The following is a 21177-nucleotide window of genomic DNA, read 5'->3' as shown; positions in this document are numbered from 1 at the left end:
TCTTTCTTTAACCTATTATTCGAATAGTGAGGGACCGCTAATTGCAGAAATTATTTGCTTCACTTTCCTTACCGTTTGATCTCGGAGACTTTATCAAAGAGCAGGGAGATGGAACTTGTATTGCTTCATTTTTTGCTCCTCCATTGCTCGACGACTGCAGTCTCAAGACGTCAGAGCTCTGACTAGAGGCGGGCGGAGGCGGCACAATAACCGTATTTGAACTGGTCGCTTTAACGGGTGCTGGCAGCACACGACGCGGCACCACACTCTCCTGGCTTGCACTATTCGATGATGGATTTGGAGGGCGGCGCTCTTGCTGGTCATTTTGCGCCGCATTTTCGAACGTTGCCTCAGCTTTATTCAAAAGACTGCTGTTAAGATCTGATGCTGGAAACGGTCCGGCAAGTTCGCTTTTCACAGTCGGCGGAAAAACCGGATTGCCGGGTCGTCCAAGATCGGGCGATGGAGAAGCAGGCTCACCATAAGGGTTCCAGGAATTAGCCTGGTTCGTTGCGTTGATGGTGAAGCCATACATCGCCGACAATAGCTTATCGACATCTGAACCCGTCTCACAAAGACGCAAGCGCAAATTGATACGCCCTCTGTTCTGGAAAAAGTTTTGATTATGCTCCGGCGATTGAATTTGTTGCCACGCATAAATGCAATTGTCGCCACCCGGCGCCTTACCTGTTGCATAGCTAAACGAGCCGTAATTATTTTGAACATAGAATGGGGAGCGAGACATTACGATACCACCCATCTCAGTGCGCAACTCTCTTGCTATCCGGCCGTCTGTAATCGCAGCATATGAAATCGTATTTTCCGTGCGCGCACCTGTCGGACCCAAAAACTGAACGTAGAAGTAGTTTTCGCCCGCCAGCTTGGAGTTCGTACTCAGTGTAATTTTTTGCGTAACGCCATTACGTGCCCGATCTTCGACAACACCAACAACGGAATAATTTGCTGGGAGAACGAACGCATCCTCCAGTGTAACCACCCGTTTGCCGTTACTGATGCTAGCAGTTCCCGTTGAAGTGCACGAAATTAGCAGCGGAGCCATTAAAAGCAGAAGGCTGATATGCCAATTATTCAAAACAACGAGCCCCATTTCTCATTCAGTACGGTGATATAATCGGCATTTCTTTATTTATTATTTAGTAATTTTTAATCTTTAAGTACAGAGGAAAAAATAGTACGTGGTGCAAATCTGGTGGGAAGTTTCTGATTTAGATTTGGAACCAAGAACCACAATTACGATTTCAGTGTTGAGATAAGGCTTCCTGCCAATTTTGGCCGCCATAAAATAAGCCAAGAACAATAACTTCTTGCGCAGTGACATTGAACGCGATCGTTATCCTACGTTCAAAGCCAACGGTTCTCAGCCCTTCTCGTATATCGTTGTGCAAAGCGCCTCGTTCAGAAGCATATTCCAAGTCACGAATATAGTTCTCGAGCCTATCAATATATCCAAGTGCGGTATCAGGCGATGCTCTTTCGGCTATCCAATCATAAAGAGCCACCAGATCTGTTTCCGCCTCCGGAGATAAGACGACGGATCTGCGGATCACTTGCGACCTTTCACGCGTTCAGCATGCCGATTACGAACTGACGCAAAGGCAGAATCGACGGTTATCGCACGGGCTGGATCTGATTTCATCGCATCGTAAGATCCAGCAACTTCATTATGTAGCCAGCGTTCAATCACTTCATCACGCTCTCTTAATGCTCGGATGCCAGCACGAACAACCTCACTGACTGAGGCGTAATCCCCATTCCTGACTTTAGACTCGATGAAAGCTGCCTGCTCACTAAGCAGGCTAATCGTGCGTTTTTCGATGTTGGCCATTCTACTTTTCTTTATGATCACATCAAGCATGGTATGAATAATTCATACCATAACCTGAACCAGATGCAAACAGCCTATCTAATAGATGCGAAAATCCAATAACTGTGATCCCGACCTTATGCCGACACAAGTATCTGCTATGAGCTCAGAATATCCACACGGCCCTCATTTTCAGAGTGCCAGTCAGAAATTTGTACCTCGTATCAGCCGTTTTACGAAAGACTGTTAGTTCATCGTTGCGACAAAGCACAATGACCGTGTATAAAAAGGTAAATCGTGTGTTCTGAATTACAAGCCCCTTTGCCGTGAGAGGGCTTTTACAACTTGGCTAAAAATGAGTTCTCACAAATTCTGTCGTGACATCTGCCTGGAGCGGGGTGAGCCTATGCTGGGAGCTGGTGGGACCGCCCGACGATACACACTCCTTCATTGGCCGCGACGCCACTGGCGTGTTCCAAGAACGAATGCGTTTGGCATGCCACATGCACTTTCTCAGGCAATGATAACGGCTAATCAGGCTGGTATACATGTGGCGCTCGTGGAGGGGGATGAAATCGCTCTCTCATGCGACAACATTATTCTACGCACAGCCACGCCTGACACTATGACACAGCAATTGCTGGCTCTGGCCTCAGGAGGTAAACTCTGCGGAGAGCGCGATAAGCGCATTACCATCCTGTGCTGTACAGATGGAAAGCAGGACCCTTGCTGCGCACGTTATGGCTTTGCTACCTGGAAAGCGCTGCGTGATCAGGCCGACCCGACGGTTTTCCGGGTTCTACAGTCAACGCATATCGGCGGATGTCGCTTTGCCGCGTCGCTGCTCGTTTTGCCACACCGCGCCAGATATGGACGTCTCGAACCAAAGGACGTTGCCGATTTCCTGTCCTGTCTTAGCAAAGGTGTTCCATTCCTGCCAGCGTACAGAGGCAATCCGGAACTCGACGCCTTAGAACAGGTCGCCGAGCACGCCGCGCTTTCATTCTGGAATGATATTGGGCCAGAGGAGAAAGTTGTTCTTGAGCGCAGAGCAGGAAACGCAAATGAAATTGAAGCTGAGATTATTGCCTCAACTCAATCTCGACAGCTACTCATCCAGTTGAGGCTGGCTCAGTTTGACGTCAACACACGCTGCAGCACGCTAGGGCCAGACGGCAATAGGGATCAGGTTGAACGCTGGAGTGCAGTTTCAATTACGCCGTTGACCTGACAACCTATTAAGGCTTCTGCCGAAGAATCTCCCGCTCGCAGATGTGCGATAGAAGCAAAGTCGCAGAACCAATCAGGCCTTCCATCGTCTCGCCGTAGCGACTGCGATTAAAATACAAAAATTGACGATTGCGAACAGCAAACAGATTGCGCCACTGGACAGTCGACCGGAAGGCGCGCATTTCCGCCTCTTCATCCAGCATTTCTTCGTAAGTGTCGATGATGATATCACTGTCAAAGTCGGAAAGGCGTTCTAAGCTATAGGGTATATCGCTTGCGCTATTCTCATAAGCGGGAACGTGACCAAGGCCAAAGTCCTTTATCACCTGTTCCATGCCACCACGCCCGATAATCCTGAAACCGTCGCGATAAATCTCCATCGGCGTAACTGTGATTGAAGCGGGATTCTCTACGCGCCTTCCGAATTCGCTGACTATATCCTGATATTCCCGATGCAATTCATCATAGCGATGACCTTTACCAACCAAATCAGCCAATTGCTCTGAATAGGTTAATATGCCTTCTTCACGTAAAGGCAGCAGCACAACGGGCGCAATTGCTGAAAGCTTATCGCGAAGCGCTGCGTGATAAGATAACCCTACGATCAAGTCTGGCTTCAATGCCGCAATTGTTTCCATATCAGGAGCCTGATGTGTTCCGATATACTGGATTTCTGACGTATCGTATCTCTGCGATGCACCCCTATAAATTGTATCCGCAAGCAAGCGCTTGCGGCCAGATGAACCACAAGGCACAACCCCTAATTCCAGCAACTGCGTTGTCAGACTAAAATCGTGCAATGACACCACACAGCGTGGGTAAACTGGCACCTCAACCGAGCCGAAACGATTGGTAAATGTTCTTGTTTCCTCTGCATGAGCACTAACCACAAAGCCGAAACTGCATATAAGAATAAACAAAGCTGACGCTATTCTGGTCATCGGGTCGTTCCTTTTCGCGACAGCAGATAAAGAAGGTACGGCGCGCCAATCACTGCAACCACAAGTCCCGCCGGAATCTGAAGTGGAGCAAAAACAGTTCGGCCTATTGTGTCACTGACAAGCACAATACTTGCGCCAATCAATGCAGACAGAGGCAAAAGCAATCTATGCCTTTCCCCTACTAGAAGCCTTGCAGCATGAGGGGCCAAAAGCCCAATAAAGCTCATTGTACCAACGTTCGCAACCGCAGAAGCGGTGAGCATCACGCTCAGCAAAAGTGCGATGATCTGGAAACGAGTAACATTCAAGCCACGACTTGCTGCAACTGCATTACCAAGCTGAAACAAGTCAAACTGGCGGGAAAACAACAATATGGGAACACCGGAAAGAAGTAGCCAAAAAAATTGCCCCCGCACATTTTCCCACCCTGCCCTGTGCAAGCTGCCTGCAAGCCAGAGCAAAGCCGATTCAACATGTTCGATCTGTCCGTAGGTGATAAGCAGGTCTGCTAATGCACTGAGTATTGCTGTTACACCAACACCCACCAGAATGAGGCGCAAGGGCGAGACCCCTTTGTTCCAGGCAAGAGCGATAACAAACAATGCAACCAGCAATCCACCAAGCAAAGCCGCAAGCGGATAAAGCTCAACAGCCAGCGCAGATGGCCAGAGAATGAGCGCAGTCAGAACAGTGATGCCAGCTCCTGCCTCAACCCCCACCAATCCGGGTGCCGCCAGTGAATTGCGTGTCAGTACCTGCAATATCACTCCGGCAAGAGCCATCGCCATACCAGAAAAAATGGCGAGCAATATGCGTGGCAGGCGCGTGTCGAACACGATACTACGCAAAATACTGTCAGTGCTTTGGGGCGCTATGACCGCCTTAGTAATTTCTGTCAGTGTAACAGGATAGCTGCCCAGCGTTATTGCCAATATCGCGGTTATGGCAAGAAACACAGTGGCAGCAATCAGAATAATCCGGCCATGAGAAAACCGATTGCGGGTGTGATTGATGACATGGTTTTGCACTGCCATTATTTCACTCTCCCCAGAACAAGAGCGATGAAAATAGGGCCGCCAACGATGGCAGTCACAATACCTGTATTGATCTCCAATGGACTTAATGCCGTGCGTGATACGATGTCACCAGTAACAATCAGCAGTACACCAATCAGAGGCGCTGCGGGGACGAGGAAACGATAGTCATTACCGAAGAAAATACGCCCAATATGCGGAGCAATAAGACCGACAAAGCCAATAGGACCAGCTATTGCAACAGATGATCCGGCCAGAAGCACGATCGCCAGAAGTGATGAAAGCCGCATCCGCAATACATTCAGGCCCATCAGCGCCGCCGACTGCGATCCCAATCGGTGGAGATTAAGTGCGGGAATGTTCGCTACTGCAATGCATCCAGCGAGAAGGATGAATGGAAAAGTCTGCCAGCGGGCCACTGAACTGTCAAAAGCAAGCGAGCCAACAAGCCAGCGCCGCAAAGTTTCAAGCCCCTGCTGGTCGAGCAAAAGAATCATAGAGGTCAGAGCACTAAACAGGGCCGCAACCATCACACCGGATAAAACGAGGCGAACCGGGTTGGGGTCCGATCCGCTGTTCAGAAGAACGATCGCTGCGGCAACAATCGCCCCCGCAAAGGCGAGAAGCGGTATCATGGCAAGCGTATTACCAGGGAGCACAAGCAAACCGAAAACGACAAAGAAGGCAGCACCACTGTTCACCCCCATCAGCCCCGGATCTGCAAGCGGGTTTTCACTGACCCCCTGCATTAAAGCGCCTGCAAGACCGAGGGTTGCACCGACGATGACAGCACTGATCAAACGAGGCATACGCATTTCCATCACGATATTATGCAATGGGTCTGACGGAACATAGGCGACAAATGCTTGCCAGACCACGCTCCAGTCAAGCTGACGCGCACCGAGCTTCAGATGAAGGATTGCCGCCACGATTAGCAGCATAAAAAGGGCGAAGAACTGAAAAGAACGCAGATAAACTGACAAAGAATGCACCCTTCACGCCCAGGAAGAAGCAATGCACATTGCAATTCCCGTTTCCGGATCATCCAGCATTCTTGATCGCACCGAAAACACATTATCGATGTTAGGCACATTGAAGACCTGCTGCGTCGCGCCTTCTGCAACCACCTGCCCGTCTTTCAGCATGACAAGTTGATCTGCATAACGTGCCGCCTGATTGAGGTCGTGAAGGATTGCAACCACGGTACGACCCGCATCGCGCAAGACCGACAGCAGGTCGAGCAGGCTTAACTGGTTTGCAACGTCCAGAAATGTCGTGGGTTCGTCGAGCAAGATAACGGGCGTATCCTGAACCAAAGTCATTGCAATCCATGCACGCTGCAACTGCCCACCTGAAAGGCTCTGCAATGGTCTGTCTACGAGCTGTTCAATGCCGCAAAGTGCAACGGCACGCGAGACAGCGTCTTCGTCTTCACTTGACCAGCCACCGAGCCAGCTTCTCCACGGAAACCGTCCCTGTGCCAGTAATTCGCGCACACTCATTCCGACCGGCGTATGCACATGTTGCGGCAAGAATGCCATTTGCCGGGCTAGTTCGCGTCTTGAATATGAAACAAGCTGCTTAGATCCAAGTTTAACATGACCGCTTTGTATCGCGACCGTGTTCGCCATACTGCCCAGAAGCGTTGACTTGCCAGAGCCGTTCGGCCCGATCAAAGCGGTAAAACACCCCGGAAGAATTTTCAGATCAATGTTATGGAGAATATGCTGAGTGCCTCGATAAACGTTCACTCGCTTCATTTCGAACATAGCCAACATCCCCTTGCGCAATTGTAAGAAGCGGCTCAGACAGGCTCTTCCAATCGCGTCATATCATCCGCGCGACAGTGAGCGCGCTGCAATAAGTGTGTTGTGACACTTTTTTAATTTCTTCAAAGTGAATCACATGATAGCCAGAGCATATCTTTGTTGACTATGGTTGTCATGTTTGTGCGATGACCTGCAAGCCTCCACTAATTCATGCATCGCTATTGGGGAATTCCATGCCGGTAAACCATCTGAAATCGAATATCGGCAGCCTGCCTTACGTGTCAGCATTGCCATATAGCATTCCACTCGCTTGCGCGATGATGGCGCTTGCGGTCAGCAATGTTTCAGCACAGGAAATGAATGCTGGAATTCAGCTACAAACAATAGTCGTTCAGGACAATGTCAGCTCAACCGAACCTGTTAAGGGATATGTGGCTAAGGTCAGCAGCAGCAGCACGAAAACGGATACACCTATCCTGCTTACGCCACAATCAGTTTCGGTAGTCTCAGCTACCGAAATCAAAGATCGCGAGGCGCAAACTCTTGCTGACGTGCTCGCTTATACTCCAAGTTTCACGGCACAGCCCGGTCCATTCTCGCGCGTCGCCGACCGGTTCAGAATTCGTGGATTCGACGTCGAATCGGGTACTGGTGGGTTGCTACGCGACGGGATGAGGCTGCAAAACAACTCTTATGATGGTACGCAGGAGCCATTTGGTCTTGAACGCGTCGATGTTGTGCGCGGTGCGGCTTCTGTTCTCTATGGCCAGCTTTCGCCGGGCGGTTTTGTGAACGGCGTAAGCAAACGCCCGACATCCGAGCCTCTGCGTGAAGTCTCAGTCCAAGGGGGGCTTCATAATCGTAAACAGGTTACTGCAGATTTCAGCGATGCCATCACCGACACATTGTCATATCGTTTGACTTTTCTTGGTCGCGACAGCGACACCAACGTCGATTACATGAACAATGACCGCATCTATATCGCCCCGGCCTTGGAATGGAAGCCTGATGAAGACACATCGCTGACCGTGCTTGGTTTCTACCAGAAGACCAGCACACGTTTCCCCGCTGCATTACCCTACGAAATTGTGGAAGGCATCGGCAATGGCCCATTCATTCTCGGCCGCGACACTTTTATTGGCGAGCCGGACTATGATCGGATGAAAACTAATATGGGTGCGCTGGGTTACGAATTTACCCATCGTTTCGACAATGATGTTCGGTTCTCGGCAAAATCACGCTATTACGAATCCGATCTGGACTGGCGTTATATGATGGCCCAGACGAGCGCCGCTGCTGTTAATCAGGTCGCTCAGACAGGCATACTGGCTCGCCAGTACAGCGACCGTCATGATCGTGCGAAGGGCTTCACACATGATATGAATGTTGCATTCGATGTAGATACAGGTCCACTCTCACATTCATTGCTCGTCGGTTATGACTTTTACGACACATCGTATGATTCAGATAATTTTCGTGCAGTTGCTCCATCAATCGACCTGAACAATCCAATCTATGGCGCGAGCTTCACAGTTAATCGTGACCCTGCTCGTAACCGTGGTGCGAAAACAACAACGGTACAACACGGTATTTATCTACAAGACAAAATCACCTTTGATGAACGCTGGAACGTACTGCTTGGCGTAAGACACGACTGGGCTGATCAGGATTTCAGCTATCATGCGAACAACCTGTCAATCAGCCGCAACTCTGAAAAGACAACATGGCGCGCGGGGGTGGTTTACGAAGCTGAGAATGGACTGGCTCCCTATGTCAGTTATGCGCAATCCTTCTTCCCGATCTCGGTGTCTGAATATGTCGAAGACATGAATTTCTCACCTATGACGGGAGAACAGATTGAGGCAGGCATTCGTTATCAGCCACCCGGCACGAATATGTTGTTCAGCGCAGCCGTCTATCAGCTTGATCAAAACAATATTGTCACCCGTACACTTGCAGATCAGCTCACACAGATCGGCCAGCGGCGTGCGCGCGGATTTGAGTTTGAGGCCAAAGCCGAGCTGACTGATTATCTGACCATGGTGGGCTCATATTCGTACACAGATGCCCGGATCACCAAGAGTGAAGAACTTTTGGAACTCGGCCAGCGCAGTGAAAACACCCCCTATCATCAGGCTGCGATCTGGATGACTTATGATGTAACTCAGTTGGGAATAGAAGGACTGACCGTTGGAGGTGGTGTACGATACACCGGATCGACGAGAGCATCAGGCATAAATAAGCCAATACCCGGCTACACACTTGTTGATGCAATGGTTCGCTATGAAGTGACCGAAAACATCACCTTGTCTTTGAATGCCACAAACCTTTTCAACAAAGAATACGCTGTTTGCGAATTTGCAAAGTGTCTTTATGGAGATGGCAGGGAGGTTATGGTATCTTCCAGTTTCAAATGGTGACACCGCTTTAAGGGCCGTTGGTAATTACAGAGTAACGTCGATTTCTAAGAATGTTCCCCTGTTTTCAACCGCGAGAGTAACGTTAGACCCGTAGTTAGGTCTTCCATACCAAGACCTCCCAGACAAAGCCGGATACCCGTCGCATTATCATTGCGATCAGCGCGCACGGCGTCCGGCTCTGTAACAACAACGCCAAGCGTTGCCGCTGCCTTTTCGAAGGCTTCGGCTTCCGTATGAGGCATTGGCAGCCATGCATGAAAAGCACAATCATCCGTCATGATTGTTCTGTTATCGAAGAATGACCGGGCCAGTTTTGCCCTTTGCCGCGCCTCGGCACGCAAAGTACCCCTCACCGTTTCCATAACACCACTTGTAAACCACTCTTCGAGAAGCGCATAGTCGACTGGCGAAGAAGACAGTGGCAGCGCACGCAAGGCTTCCTCAGCATATTCCTCCCAGCCAGAAGGCAACACCAGGACGCCCAGTCGCAATCCTGGGCTGAGTGACTTGGAGAGGCTCGTTACATGAAAGACGCGATCCGGTGCCAGGGTGACGAGTGGAGGAAGATTGGGAGAGGCACCCAGTGTATAGACACCATCTTCAACAATTGGGACGTTTCGCTTGTTGCAGACGTCCACAATTTCCTTTCGTCGGTTTGCTCCCATTGAAATTGTCGTAGGATTATGGAGCGTGGGGGTCAGATAAACAAGGCGACGGCGCCCGCTGTTCTCTTCTTCGCACAGCACCCGATCGAGATCATCCGGCACCATACCTTGGTCATCAATATTAACGCTCCGCATTGGATGGCCACGATAGCGCGCAAGTGCAATAGCGCCCGAGTAGCTGAGACGTTCTGTGACAATCAAACCATTGCCGCCGCACAGAATATCGAAAGCAAGCCATAGTGCCTGCTGCCCGCTTCCAGCTAATATGATCCTCTTTGCTTCCGCCTCAATACTCAGGCTTTCGAGCCAGCGTGCCAGCAGACGTCGATGCTCATCATGGCCTGCTGGTGGGGGATAAAGATTAACGTGGGCCGAATTTATTTTTCTGGAGATCGCAGAAAGTGTACCAGCCAACAATCTGTCACTTAACATAACGGGCAAGCGATTAACCGAGAAATCAATTGCAGGACCCTTTCGTGATTCAAAGACAGCAACGAATGTACCACTGCCCTTAATACTGCGCGCCAATCCGCGCCGTTCAAGCATCGCATACGCTTTCGTAACTGTGCCTACTCCGATGTTCAGTTTCCAGGCTAAATCTCTATGGGCAGGAAGTCTGTCACCGCCAAGCAACTGCCCCGAGAGAATGTCTTCTGCCAAAGCTTCCAGCAGTCTGTTTGCTGGGGTATTGCCATTGTCTGAAATACGAGGAGTCCATGGAGACTGAAGGCGCATGTGTAAAACCCGTCAGATTGCTGATATAACACACCTAGTACAGCCACGAGACATCATTGGAAACCGCTTTAGCCTTAGTCGAGTATCAAAGAGCATCTAATTCTGTTCATTTAACTGGTTGAAATCCGATGCAGGCATACCACAAAACAGTGCGAGTTTAAGAGCCTGTTCCAAAAAGGTTTGATCGACTTCAGTATGTTATGATTCAATCGGATTTCTGACATTCGATGGAGATCATGATGGCCTGGACTGCAACCGCTCGGCCACAATATGGACGACACAACGCGCGTTATGCAAGCGATTGATTTAACGGATGCGGAATGGACTGTCATCGAACCGATGATGCCTGCACCGGGCCGTCTCGGACGCCCTCGCAAGACGGATTTGCGAGAGGTGGTAAATGCGCTGCTTTATATTGCTTCATCAGGTGGCGCATGGCGGCTTTTGCCCACGGACTTCCCACCATTTTCCACGGTGCAAAAGTATTTCTATCGATGGCGAGATGAAGGGATGCTGCGCACGATCAACAACGCGCTCGTGATGACAGCACGCGAGTTGACCGGAAAGCAGCCCAGTCCTACCGCTGGCGTGATCGATAGCCAGTCAGTAAAAACCACGGAAAGTGGCGGAATACGGGGCTTTGACGCGGGAAAAAAGATCAACGGTCGCAAGCGTCATATTGTGGTTGATACCCTCGGCTTGATGGTTGGTCTGGTGATCCATTCTGCGGGTATTCAAGACAGAGATAGTGCACCTGATGTCTTGAAAACCATCCTCAAACGCTGGCCGTGGTTACGGCATATCTTTGCTGATGGTGGATACGCGGGACCCAAGCTCAAAGGCAGGCTGGAAAAGGTCGGAAAGTTTATACTGAAAATCGTCAAACGATCCGATCACGCTGAGGGCTTCAAACTCTTACCACGCCGATGGGTGGTCGAGCGGATGTTTGCACGGCTCGGACGTTGCCGTAGATTGGCCAAAGATTTCGAGAAAACCATCGTTTCGGCTGAAGCATGGATATACATCGCAAACATCCGCCCGCTCATCAGCCGCATCGCAAGAGCCTGATATAACTATATTCATTATGAGTCAGGCTCTCGCCAATCTGGAGAAAAAGCGCTTGGCAACCTTGATGTTGCGGCGCGTTTGAACCAGAATTTCAAGAACATCGCCGTTTGCATCAATTGCACGCTAAAGCCAGAAATTCTTTCCGCCGATCATGATGACAATATCATCAAAGTGCCACTTTTCGTTTAGCTTTGATCGGCCGCTGCGGATACAGTGGGCAAAATGGCGACCAAAGCGATTAATCCAGACGCGAACGGTTTCCAGGCTGCCAAACACGCCACGCCAGCGAGAAGATCTTCCACATCGGCAGTGCTTAACGCAAATCGGTTATACGTCCAGACCGCGTCGGCAACAATTTCTCGCGGAAAACGAAACCCCTTCAACCGGGGAAAGGGGGTGGGTAATTTTATCGCGTTTTGATACCCCAAACGAGAGGCTCAAACAACTTGCCAATACCGATCAGAAAGCTAGCAACAGAGCGAGCGTGTTCGTAGCGTGTTCGTAAGGTATCTGGCATTTCATTAAATATGAGTTCTGATCGTTGTGGTGGTAAAATTGATGATTACCTTGGAACCTATTCGGCCCATCATCGTTAATTGGTTGGAATTAAACAAAATACTACAGGGAGCTAATTCGCATGGGAAGTACCTCAGACAAGGTTTCAGGCAAGGCCAACGAATTCGCTGGAAAAGCCAAGCAAACGATTGGCAAAGCAATTGATAACAAAGAGATGCAGGCCAAGGGGCTTGCTCAGGAAGCCAAAGGCGATGCACAGCAGGCCAAAGGCAAGGCAAAGGACGCGATAAAAAATGTGGTCGATAAAGCCTGATTGGAGACACATAATTATAAAAGCTCACTGCTTGATGCAGTGAGTTTTTTTGCGTATCTGAATTGGCGTAGCCTTTGTCTCGATTTCTCGAAAGAGAGCCGCAAAATCGCCGTATGCCACACCAAAGCTAATTTCACGAATGTCTATAAATTAGTTTTGGTCTAATGCTCTTTACTATATCCATCACTGCTGTCGCGCTCATCAATTCATGACCGTTCCATGGAAAACTTTAATGACAAATCAGATGCAAACCTCTTTGGAACTCTCACAATGGCCAATCGGTGGTGGTGCTTGCGGTGCAGTTATACGCGGAATTGACTGGTCGAGCACTCCGCTTGGTGCCATCGAGAACTGGTCTGTCGAACTGCGCACGACGGTCGCAAATATCGTCAACTCGCCCGTTGCAAAGGTCCTGATGTGGGGGCCCTCCGACGTCATGATTTATAACGATGCCTATATGCTTATCGCTGCCGACAAGCATCCCGCCGCGCTGGGTCAGGATGTTTCTCTGGTCTGGCCGGAAGTGTGGGATTGGAATAAATCCATGATTGAAGCGGCTCAGAAGGGTGAATTGCAATCTTTCAAAGACCAACCGATGCGTCTTATCCGCGACGGGAAGTCCGAGAATTTTATTTTTGATCTCTATTATACGCCTGTTTACTCCTCTGAAGGGCATGTCGAAGGCGTGATGTGTACGGTTGTCGACAACAGTGAACGGGCCGCGTTGCAGAAGAAACTGCTTGAAAGTGAGACAGAACTTCGCCGCGTCAGCGATGCGATCCCAATCCTCATTTCTTATGTTGATAGGGATCATACCTATCGCTTTGCCAATGCCGCTTATCAGGATTGGTTTGGTACATCGCCTTATGAAATGATTGGCAAACCGGTTGCGGAAATCATTGGGCAACAAGCTTACCTTAAACGGCAACCCGACTTAGAAAAAGCGTTGTCAGGCCAATCGATCATCGTGGAAACCACTCTCTCACACAGAGACGGCGAAGCTAGACGTGTAGAGCTGCGCTATATGCCCGATGTCAGGAGCGACGGTACGATTCCCGGGGTGCATATTCTTGGTATCGATATCGGTGAGCGCGCGCTACGCGAAGCGCAGTTGCTCGAAAGTAATACGCGATTTCGCACGGCCATGGATGCGGTTCATGGTGTGCTTTGGACAAACACTGCAGATGGCAGGATGTCAGATGATCAGCGAGGCTGGGCAGCTTTAACGGGTCAAAGTCCGGCTGAATATCAGGGATATGGGTGGATCGATGCTATTCATCCTGACGATGCCGAAGCGTCGCTTGAAGACTGGAAACAAGCAGTCATAAACAAAACAATGTTTATCCATGAACATCGGGTCAGACGACATGATGGACAATGGCGCCGCTTCGCAATCCGCGCACTTCCAATTCTGAACGATGAGGGCGACATCAGCGAATGGGTGGGTGTTCATACCGACATCACGCATCAGCGTGCTGCAGAAGCAGCGCTTCGCCAACAGGCTGAGGCCCTAGCGAGTGAAGTTCGTCAGCGTGAAGCATTTGAAAATCAGTTGCGTGAACTCAACGAACAGCTTGAGAGCCGTGTGATTGCAGAGATCGCTGAGCGGCGTCAAGCAGAGACCCGTCTGGCGCAAGCGCAAAAGCTTGAGACCATCGGCAAGCTGACCGGCGGCGTAGCGCATGACTTTAACAATCTGCTACAGGTTGTCTCTGGCAATCTCCAGCTGCTTTCAAAAGATGTTGCAGGCAACGAACGTGCTCAAGCGAGGATAACAAATGCGCTTGCAGGTGTAGCGCGCGGTTCTAAACTTGCAAGCCAGCTGCTGGCGTTTGGCCGCCGTCAAGCTCTCGAACCGAAGGTGGTCAATATCAGTCGCTTTGTGGCGGGCATGGATGACATGATCCGACGCGCGATAGGGGAAGCTATTGAGGTTGAAACTGTTTTTGGTGGTGGTCTCTGGAATACGTTCATCGACACTAACCAGATGGAAAACGCACTTCTGAATCTTGCGATCAATGCGCGGGATGCTATGAATGGACGCGGTAAATTAACGATCGAACTGGCAAACACCCACCTCGATGATAATTATGCGCGCGCTCATGACGAGGTCGTCCCAGGCCAGTATGTCATGCTGGCTGTCAGCGATACAGGATCGGGCATGTCACTCGAGATTATCGAAAAAGTATTTGATCCCTTCTTTTCTACGAAACCAGAAGGGAAAGGCTCAGGGCTTGGCCTCTCTATGGTCTATGGCTTTGTCAAGCAATCGGGTGGCCATGTTAAAATCTATTCTGAACTCTCGCACGGTACCACAGTAAAGCTTTATCTCCCCCGAGCGCATGAAGCGGAAGATATTGAGGTCGTTACCGATAACGGACCGATCATTGGTGGCACAGAAACGGTTTTGGTGGTGGAAGACGATGATGAGGTTCGAGAAACCGTAATCGCCCTGCTGGCCGATCTGGGTTATCGCGTTCTCAAGGCTGTAGATGCAGATAGTGCGCTGACTGTTATCGATAGCGGCGTACCCATCGACATTCTGTTTACAGATGTTGTCATGCCTGGAAAACTGAAGAGCCCTGAACTCGCTCGTAAGGCTAAAGAACGTTTGCCGGACATCGCAGTTCTGTTCACGTCTGGCTACACAGAGAATTCAATTGTTCATGGTGGTAAACTTGATGCCGGTATCGAGCTTTTGTCAAAGCCTTATACGCGTGATGCTCTGGCACGAAAATTCCGCCATGTGATCGCCAATAATAGCCAGAAAAAGCAATATCAAAATATCCCTGCGGAGCCAAATACATCGCTACCTGCCAAGACGTTGGAGAAGCCTGACACGCGTGACCGTCTCACAATTCTGCTTGTGGAAGATGAACCGCTTATTCGTATGAATACAGCTGACATTTTGCAGGATGCAGAATTTATTGTGGTCGACGCAGGAAGTGCAGAAGAAGCAAAAACTGCGCTGGAAACGATGGTCATCGACGTCTTGGTCACTGATATAGATCTACCAGGCGCGTCCGGTCCCGAACTGGCAGCAGAAGCGCGCAGCCTTCTTCCAGAATTAAAGGTGATTTATACAACAGGGGACCCCAATAAAGTTTTCGATGACAAATCGGCGTTGATCCTCTCAAAACCTTACGAGGAAGGGCAGCTGTTAAGCGCACTCAAAACAGTATCTGAACAGCGATTGAAAGATTCAAACAAACCGCAACCTGCATAGCATTGTCAGCGACACGATATCCATTCTGGCCTAAACCATCTTTGGCGTGTCTGCGGGCTTGTCGCAAATTGTTGAGAAGGTCAAAGCCCCCCCGTGATCGGTCGCATTTTCATGCTTTGTTAACCTTTTGAAGTCCGAAGAGGCGCGCGAGCAGGTCATTCTGATCGTTGACGGTCCACTCGCCGGAAAAGTCGAAGCCTTTCCGCAGCCACAACGTCGCTTCGAACCCAGCGATCGTCCGACGCGCCGTCTTGAAGGACTGGAATCCGCCGATCTTGGCCATGTTCTTCTTCACGCGGAAGTGGTCACTCTCTATGCCTTGCTGGAGATGCTTGGTGACATAGTGTACCGGGTCTGGATGCAAAAGCCCGGCATCAACTGCCGCCTTGATCGTTGACGGAAACGTGTTTGCGCCATCGGTACCGACCTTGCCCGGCGACAGCAGCGGCTCATCTTTGAGCATCTTACGGAAGAAGCGCTTGGCGGCGGCGAGATCGCGCTTCGCGGTAAGCAAAAAGTCGATCGGATTTCCGTGCTTGTCGATGGCGCGGTATAGGTATCGCCACTTGCCGCGGATCTTGACGTAGGTCTCGTCAATCCTGACTGAGCCAAAGTGCGGTCGGCGAAACTGGCGTAGGCGCTTCTCGATGACAGGTGCATAGACGAGGACCCAGCGGTTGATCTTACTATGATCGACCTCGAAGCCGCGCTCGCGGAACATCTCCTCAAGATCTCTGTAGTTGAGCGGATACCGCAGATACCATGTCACTGCCTAAACGATGAGCCATGCCTCGAAATGCCGCCCCTTGAAATCGTCCTTCGACTGGCGCTTCAGCTTCTCGGTAATGGCATTCAGAAACATGTTTATTCTCCGTTACATCGGGGGCGGAATTTCCCCAGGCTTGGTGAACAGCTCGTTAATCAAGAAAAGTTACGACAGGCCAAGAAAACACTTGCCATTCAGCGGCTTTCCACAAATGGCAATACCTGAAGCGTTTCAAATCAGCGCGACATGTACAAAAATTCGCGTCTATTCACGACCCGATTTACAACATGGATTACTTTCCACGCCACAAATTGAGTTCTGCCAATTATCGTGAATTACACAAAGCCGCAACCAACATGTGGTGTGAAATCGCGTGCCTGAAATTCACCTAATAATGACGTTTATTATCTAAACGCGTCTGCACTCAGGTTAAAGTAACAGTGCCTGTAAAACATATCATCTTTGGGCATATTCATGTGCCATTGGCCGGAACGACTGCGCAAGGCATAGCCTATATTAAAGATCAGGCCTGTTCGCATCGGTTTATAACGGAAATGGATTTGTCTAATCCATGGTGGACCGGCGGCTTACCATGTTACCGCGTTATCAAACTCGATGAACATGGCTTGAGAGCCTATAACTTTGAAGTCGGGCAGGTCCCGACAAGTCAGGCTGAAATCTGCGCGGGTCTATAAGGTCTTAAGTTTCCTCGTAACTTGAAGGTTCTGTTATCTCATTGTGTCTGCTCTGAGGTTAACATGAAGAGTTATACTGCCACATAGCGGTTCATAGCGATTTCTGCTGCAGTGGCACGACTGTGAATCTCCGCCATTGTTGAATAAAACGCGGAATTTCGTTGCTCTAACTCCGCGTGTTCAGCAAGATGGGCGGGAACAAGTTCGCGGATTTCAGCCAGAATAGCGGCTTCATCAATTGTGCGCATAGTGCCCTTATCAACAACGATTTCGCCAGCAACCATGACCGTCTCGATTGACGAACCATTCTCGGAATAGACAAGGTGTTTGGCTATGTTATTGAGCGGGGTAAAGCTCAGCGTCGTGAGGTCTATGATCAGCAGATCAGCGGCCTTGCCAGTTTCGAGCGATCCGGTAACGTTTTCAAGCATCGCGCTATGCGCACCGCCAATTGTCGCCATGTTCAATATTTCATCAGCCCTGATCCATTGCGTGTGATCGGGACCGGATACGCTGTGGATCAGCCCTGCCACACGCATCACATCGAAAATGCGCGCCGTATCGTTTGAGGAAACACCATCGGTTCCCAAGCCAATCGCAACACCTGCATCCATTAATTGACGAACGGGAGCAATGCCTGCACCCAGCTTCTGGTTGGAAATAGCATTATGCGCAACAGAACAACGCGCTTCGCCCATCTTTTCAATGTCTTGTTCGCTGACCCAAACAGAATGGGCAATCGTGGTGTTGCGAGACAGTATCCCCAGATCGCGCATATAGGCGATCAGGCTTTTGCCGTAGAGTTCGGGGCCGGTTACGGCCTGTGTCTTGGTTTCCAGTACATGCGTGTGCAATGGCACACCCATTTTGACAGCCAGTTCATGGCATGCCTGCAACAGATCGGGCGTGCAGCGCTGCGGTGCGGATGGTGCAATCATGAAATTAATGCGACCCGCCGTGCCGTGCAGAGACGAGAATGCCGAGCGGCAATAATCGATATAGGCATCTGCCGACATGGCCGGACCGAAATCAAGCGCATCCTGCAATTCTTGCGGCATGACTTCGCGCGCATAGGGCAGTGCATCCAGCGTATGAATATTCATCGCAGCGCTCGATACATTCGCACGGATACCGGCATCCTTATAGGCTTTGAACACCGTTGAAAGCCGTGAAAGATCATGTGCAGGCGGGTCGAAAAAATCATCGCACAAGGTGGTGACACCATTGCGCAAAGATTCCATCGCCAGAAGCATACTGCGTAGATAAAGCAGTCGCTGGCCAATGGCCGGCCCCATCAATAGCGGATAGGCGTAAAGCAGCCAGATTTCGAGCGGCATGCCTTCATATCGGCCACGGAAGAATGTCTCGCTTGAATGGGTATGCGCATTGATAAGCCCCGGCATAACGAGCCGGTCCTTTCCGTCAATCACAATGGCATCGGGCTTTGCGGCAAGATCGTTGCCAATTGCTGAAATCCGACCATTCTCAATCAGAATATCGCCTTTAACTGGGCGACTTCCATGCTGCGCGCACATGGTCAGAATTGTAGCATTTCTGATAATCGTCTGATTTATGATCGCCATAACAGATCTTCCCACAATTACTGATCGCGCAACTCGCCAAAGCCATTGGCAGCCTTGGTGCCACCCCGCATCTGCGTACTGATCCAGATACCGATAACCGTTGCAATATAGGGCAGAGCAAGCAGCAAATCGTGCGGAACACGATCGCCAAAAGCCAGCTGCGCCCTGATACCAAGCGCCCCCACCACGGCAAAGAACACTGCAGCGAGACTTGCGCCAATAGGGTGACCTGCGCCGAAGATAACGGCAGCGAAACCCATAAAGCCGCGACCAGCAGTCATATTCTGGGTGAATATCTGAAGGCTTCCGGCTGCAAGCTCTGCACCGGCCAATGCGCACAAAACGCCGCCAACCATCAGCGCCACCAGACGCATCAAGGCGGGATTAATGCCAACGCTGCGCGCTGCAAAAGGGTGTTCGCCTGCTGCCGCCAGACGCAAGCCAAAGCGTGTGCGTCGTAAGACAACCCACATAGCAAACACGACAAACGGCATGAGAAACACGAGGATCGAAAGAGAGCCATAAGCGCCGAAGGCAGGGCCGATGCGTGGCAGACCAAAAGGTGCGCTGACTGCGGCCTGTGTGCCGAAGATCGACTGAACGGCAAGTGCTGTTCCGCCAAGGCCTAATCCCGTCAGCCCAAGACCCGCGATGATCTGGTTGGCTTTGAGTTTTTCAACGACAAACCAGAACAGGACAGATCCAACAATGCAGACGCTAATTGCAATCAGAAGCGCTGACCAGATCGATTGTGTGAGCACAATGCCGACAATGGTGGCACAAGCACCGGCAATCATCAGGCCCTCAAGACCGAGATGCCAGATACCTGTCCGCTGCGCGATCACCCCCGCAAGCGTGACATAAATCAGCGGTGTACCTGAGCGCAGAATAGCAATTACGAAGTCTTCCATATCCGTCCTCCGAGTTTTGCGATCCGGTCAACGACACTGGATTTTGCAGTGATAAAGAGAGCGATTGCCGCATTGATAATGTCGATGGCTGATGACGGAAGACCCGCCATGATCGGCAAATACAAAGCTGCTGAGGCAAGCCCGCCGAAAAACAGCGCAACAAAGGCTGTTCCGACCACGGAGAAATTGGCAACCAGTGCGATCAGAATTGCGGTAAAGCCGTGCCCAGGCAGGAAACCGCCCGTAATACGGCCATTTGGCCCCATGAACTCGATTGTGCCAGCAAGACCGGCAAGTGCGCCGCTGAGCAGAAAACTCGCCAGCCCGATGCGCCACGTACGCGCGCCCTGCCATTGCACCATTGTCGGATTGCGTCCAGCAAGCCCGGACAGGACGCCGAAAGCAGTACGGTTGACCAGAAACCACATGGAAAGGCCCACGATCACAGCAATTGCGATGATGGTTGGCGAAAGTCCAAGCGAGTCACTGATGCGGTAGGTTCCTGCAAGCGGTCGGCTTGATGCCTGTTGCCCGGTTCCCGACGGGTCCTTGAGCGGCCCGGCTGTGACGTAAAGCAGAAACAGGCCCGCGATGAAATTGCCCATCAGCGTCGTGATGACTTCATCCGCACCCGATTTGAGCCGCAACAGTCCTGGCCACAAGGCCCATAATGCGCCGCCGGTCATGCCAGCAAGAAAGCAGGCCGTTATAACAACCGGCGCAGGCGCACCGTTCAACCATTCCGCCGTGAAAGCAGCAGCAATGGCACCCATGTAGAACTGCCCTTGCGCACCAATGTTAAAATAACCAGCGCGAAAAGAAACTGCGACGCCCACAGCCGTAATGAACAGCGGCAAGCCCCAGCGCAGAGCCTGTTGCAGTGCACCGGGTCTTAAAAATGCGCCTTCAGCAATCGACTGGAACATCAGTCCCGTCGAATAGCCTGCGGCCTGAAAAATGATGCCACATAATGCGAGACCAATCAGGATGAAGATCAGCGCACGAAAAACGGAAACAAACCGGTCGATCATCGATGAACTCCTGTCATGGCGGCGCCAACCGCGGCGAGGTCATAGGGTGGCCGGAATTCAGCGACGATGCGCCCCGACAGCATGACAATCACGCGATCTGAAATGTCGAAGATTTCATCAAGGTCAGATGAGATGAACATCAGCCCGCATCCCCGCGCCCGAGCTTTGCGCATGGAATCCCAGACAAAAGAGGTGGCTCCAATATCCAGCCCACGGGTCGGCTGGGCAGCAAGAATAAGACGCGCATCCTCGTCCATTTCGCGGGACAGGATCACTTTTTGTGCGTTACCACCTGACAGTGAGCCTGCACGCTGTCACACTTCCGAATAGCGCACGTCCCATTGTTTGAGGGCAGCATCACATTCTTTACGAATTGCAGAAGGGTTGATGGTCGACAAAAGCGGCATCTGAAGAAGATTGCGCGCAGCCCAGTTTTCCCAAAGCGAACT

Annotated in this window: 17 protein-coding genes and 3 pseudogenes; 6 read left to right on the top strand and 14 right to left on the bottom strand. The window is 50.8% G+C overall.

Annotated features, from left to right (window positions below; translation table 11 throughout):
* Positions 1-37: 37 nt before the first annotated feature.
* The 3 genes from bcsN to RI570_RS18705 all read right to left on the bottom strand — a co-directional run bounded on the left by bcsN (position 38) and on the right by RI570_RS18705 (position 1846).
* Positions 38-1108, bottom strand: a complete 1071-nt coding sequence (gene bcsN, locus RI570_RS18715; RefSeq protein ID WP_313830243.1) for a cellulose biosynthesis protein BcsN — start codon at positions 1106-1108, stop codon at positions 38-40.
* A 151-nt stretch (positions 1109-1259) separates the two neighbouring features.
* Positions 1260-1568, bottom strand: a complete 309-nt coding sequence (locus tag RI570_RS18710) for a type II toxin-antitoxin system RelE/ParE family toxin (protein ID WP_313830242.1) — start codon at positions 1566-1568, stop codon at positions 1260-1262.
* Positions 1565-1846, bottom strand: coding sequence for a type II toxin-antitoxin system ParD family antitoxin (locus tag RI570_RS18705; RefSeq protein ID WP_313830240.1), 282 nt, complete (start codon positions 1844-1846; stop codon positions 1565-1567). Before RI570_RS18705 ends, RI570_RS18710 begins: the two co-directional genes overlap by 4 nt.
* Before the next feature lie 475 nt (positions 1847-2321).
* Between RI570_RS18705 and RI570_RS18700 the strand changes: the two genes are divergently transcribed.
* Positions 2322-3056: a sucrase ferredoxin gene (locus tag RI570_RS18700; protein WP_313830239.1), complete on the top strand. Its 735-nt coding sequence runs from the start codon at positions 2322-2324 to the stop codon at positions 3054-3056.
* A gap of 7 nt (positions 3057-3063) precedes the next feature.
* Here the strand turns inward: RI570_RS18700 and RI570_RS18695 are convergent, their stop codons facing one another.
* Genes RI570_RS18695 through RI570_RS18680 form a run of 4 tightly spaced genes read right to left on the bottom strand, consistent with a single transcriptional unit; the run spans position 3064 to position 6799 of the window.
* Positions 3064-3996, bottom strand: a complete 933-nt coding sequence (locus tag RI570_RS18695) for an ABC transporter substrate-binding protein (RefSeq protein ID WP_313830238.1) — start codon at positions 3994-3996, stop codon at positions 3064-3066.
* The gene (locus tag RI570_RS18690; RefSeq protein WP_313830237.1) at positions 3993-5030 is read right to left on the bottom strand and encodes an iron ABC transporter permease; all 1038 of its coding nucleotides are present in this window, start codon (positions 5028-5030) and stop codon (positions 3993-3995) included. Before RI570_RS18690 ends, RI570_RS18695 begins: the two co-directional genes overlap by 4 nt.
* The gene (locus tag RI570_RS18685) at positions 5030-6022 is read right to left on the bottom strand and encodes an iron ABC transporter permease (protein WP_313830236.1); all 993 of its coding nucleotides are present in this window, start codon (positions 6020-6022) and stop codon (positions 5030-5032) included. The genes RI570_RS18690 and RI570_RS18685 overlap by 1 nt, the downstream gene beginning before the upstream one ends.
* Before the next feature lie 3 nt (positions 6023-6025).
* Positions 6026-6799 carry an ABC transporter ATP-binding protein gene (locus tag RI570_RS18680; RefSeq protein ID WP_313830235.1) on the bottom strand — a complete coding sequence of 258 codons (774 nt, stop codon included), beginning with the start codon at positions 6797-6799 and terminating at the stop codon, positions 6026-6028.
* A gap of 233 nt (positions 6800-7032) precedes the next feature.
* On the opposite strand from RI570_RS18680, the gene RI570_RS18675 reads away from it, so the two are divergent.
* Positions 7033-9219, top strand: coding sequence for a TonB-dependent siderophore receptor (locus RI570_RS18675; protein WP_313830234.1), 2187 nt, complete (start codon positions 7033-7035; stop codon positions 9217-9219).
* A 44-nt stretch (positions 9220-9263) separates the two neighbouring features.
* Here the strand turns inward: RI570_RS18675 and RI570_RS18670 are convergent, their stop codons facing one another.
* Positions 9264-10619 (bottom strand): PLP-dependent aminotransferase family protein, encoded by a 1356-nt coding sequence (locus RI570_RS18670; RefSeq protein WP_313830233.1) that lies wholly within the window; start codon positions 10617-10619, stop codon positions 9264-9266.
* Positions 10620-10858: 239 nt separating this feature from the next.
* Between RI570_RS18670 and RI570_RS18665 the strand changes: the two are divergent.
* Positions 10859-11687 (top strand): annotated as a pseudogene (locus RI570_RS18665) (IS5 family transposase).
* 33 nt (positions 11688-11720) lie between these two features.
* Here the strand turns inward: RI570_RS18665 and RI570_RS18660 are convergent.
* Positions 11721-12097 (bottom strand): annotated as a pseudogene (locus RI570_RS18660) (IS6 family transposase); the annotation flags it as partial.
* A gap of 227 nt (positions 12098-12324) precedes the next feature.
* Between RI570_RS18660 and RI570_RS18655 the strand changes: the two are divergent.
* Both RI570_RS18655 and RI570_RS18650 read left to right on the top strand, forming a co-directional pair.
* Positions 12325-12516, top strand: a complete 192-nt coding sequence (locus tag RI570_RS18655; protein ID WP_313830232.1) for a CsbD family protein — start codon at positions 12325-12327, stop codon at positions 12514-12516.
* Between the two features lie 232 nt (positions 12517-12748).
* On the top strand, positions 12749-15742 hold the full coding sequence (locus RI570_RS18650; protein WP_313830231.1) for a PAS domain-containing protein: 2994 nt from the start codon (positions 12749-12751) through the stop codon (positions 15740-15742).
* 109 nt (positions 15743-15851) lie between these two features.
* Here RI570_RS18650 and RI570_RS18645 read toward each other — a convergent pair.
* A pseudogene (locus tag RI570_RS18645) lies at positions 15852-16604 on the bottom strand (IS6 family transposase).
* A 344-nt stretch (positions 16605-16948) separates the two neighbouring features.
* Here RI570_RS18645 and RI570_RS18640 point away from each other — a divergent pair.
* Positions 16949-17203, top strand: coding sequence for a hypothetical protein (locus RI570_RS18640; RefSeq protein ID WP_313830230.1), 255 nt, complete (start codon positions 16949-16951; stop codon positions 17201-17203).
* Between the two features lie 71 nt (positions 17204-17274).
* On the opposite strand, the gene RI570_RS18635 is transcribed toward RI570_RS18640, so the two are convergent.
* Genes RI570_RS18635 through RI570_RS18620 form a run of 4 tightly spaced genes read right to left on the bottom strand, consistent with a single transcriptional unit; the run spans position 17275 to position 21003 of the window.
* Complete coding sequence (locus RI570_RS18635; protein ID WP_313830673.1) at positions 17275-18777, bottom strand: amidohydrolase; 1503 nt, start codon at positions 18775-18777, stop codon at positions 17275-17277.
* Positions 18778-18803: 26 nt separating this feature from the next.
* Positions 18804-19697: an ABC transporter permease gene (locus RI570_RS18630; protein WP_313830229.1), complete on the bottom strand. Its 894-nt coding sequence runs from the start codon at positions 19695-19697 to the stop codon at positions 18804-18806.
* On the bottom strand, positions 19682-20728 hold the full coding sequence (locus RI570_RS18625; RefSeq protein WP_313830228.1) for an ABC transporter permease: 1047 nt from the start codon (positions 20726-20728) through the stop codon (positions 19682-19684). Before RI570_RS18625 ends, RI570_RS18630 begins: the two co-directional genes overlap by 16 nt.
* A complete protein-coding gene (locus tag RI570_RS18620) occupies positions 20725-21003 on the bottom strand; it encodes a hypothetical protein (protein ID WP_313830227.1) in 279 nt (92 codons plus the stop codon). The genes RI570_RS18625 and RI570_RS18620 overlap by 4 nt, the downstream gene beginning before the upstream one ends.
* Between the last annotated feature and the right edge of the window lie 174 nt (positions 21004-21177).

Source organism: Brucella pseudogrignonensis (assembly GCF_032190615.1).
GTDB classification, from domain to species: domain Bacteria; phylum Pseudomonadota; class Alphaproteobacteria; order Rhizobiales; family Rhizobiaceae; genus Brucella; species Brucella pseudogrignonensis_B.
The sequence above is the reverse complement of the archived record's forward strand: the minus strand, read 5'-3'. Positions and strand labels throughout refer to the sequence as shown.

Coding starts and splice junctions, on each gene's coding strand:
- bcsN (WP_313830243.1), bottom strand. CDS start 1,108: ATGGGGCTCGTTGTTTTGAATAATTGGCATATCAGCCTTCTGCTTTTA.
- RI570_RS18705 (WP_313830240.1), bottom strand. CDS start 1,846: ATGGCCAACATCGAAAAACGCACGATTAGCCTGCTTAGTGAGCAGGCA.
- RI570_RS18700 (WP_313830239.1), top strand. CDS start 2,322: ATGCCACATGCACTTTCTCAGGCAATGATAACGGCTAATCAGGCTGGT.
- RI570_RS18695 (WP_313830238.1), bottom strand. CDS start 3,996: ATGACCAGAATAGCGTCAGCTTTGTTTATTCTTATATGCAGTTTCGGC.
- RI570_RS18690 (WP_313830237.1), bottom strand. CDS start 5,030: ATGGCAGTGCAAAACCATGTCATCAATCACACCCGCAATCGGTTTTCT.
- RI570_RS18680 (WP_313830235.1), bottom strand. CDS start 6,799: ATGTTCGAAATGAAGCGAGTGAACGTTTATCGAGGCACTCAGCATATT.
- RI570_RS18675 (WP_313830234.1), top strand. CDS start 7,033: ATGCCGGTAAACCATCTGAAATCGAATATCGGCAGCCTGCCTTACGTG.
- RI570_RS18670 (WP_313830233.1), bottom strand. CDS start 10,619: ATGCGCCTTCAGTCTCCATGGACTCCTCGTATTTCAGACAATGGCAAT.
- RI570_RS18655 (WP_313830232.1), top strand. CDS start 12,325: ATGGGAAGTACCTCAGACAAGGTTTCAGGCAAGGCCAACGAATTCGCT.
- RI570_RS18650 (WP_313830231.1), top strand. CDS start 12,749: ATGACAAATCAGATGCAAACCTCTTTGGAACTCTCACAATGGCCAATC.
- RI570_RS18630 (WP_313830229.1), bottom strand. CDS start 19,697: ATGGAAGACTTCGTAATTGCTATTCTGCGCTCAGGTACACCGCTGATT.
- RI570_RS18625 (WP_313830228.1), bottom strand. CDS start 20,728: ATGATCGACCGGTTTGTTTCCGTTTTTCGTGCGCTGATCTTCATCCTG.